Genomic DNA, 273 nt, shown 5'->3' with positions numbered 1-273 from the left:
ACCGCCTCTCGCTGAGACTAATGGATAGGCTCGTATGGCAAAGCTCAAAACCTCCGGGGCCCGTTCAGTGGGCAAGCATCAAACGCGTGCAGCTCAACAGCGGATACGAAATCATTCTCTGGTTCAGCAACGATCCGCATCGCGTTAAAGCGGACAATCGCCGGGTCCTTGAGCCGCATACCGAAGCACACCAAAAGTTTGTAGCGGCCGGCGGTATTCAGCGAGCCGCCGTCTACGGTGATGGCGCGTATCGGCATCGACCAGGCGGATTCT

1 protein-coding gene is annotated in these 273 nt (G+C 57.5%); it reads right to left on the bottom strand.

Annotated features, from left to right (window positions below; translation table 11 throughout):
- Positions 1-44 precede the first annotated feature (44 nt).
- Positions 45-273, bottom strand: a 229-nt coding sequence (locus SB752_RS32440; protein ID WP_410719504.1) for a hypothetical protein, incomplete at its 5' end; no start/stop codon positions are given.

This window comes from Brevibacillus sp. SIMBA_040, assembly GCF_046535075.1.
Classification (GTDB): Bacteria; Bacillota; Bacilli; order Brevibacillales; family Brevibacillaceae; genus Brevibacillus.
Note: the sequence above shows the minus strand (reverse complement) of the source record. Positions and strands in the feature narration are given on the sequence as shown.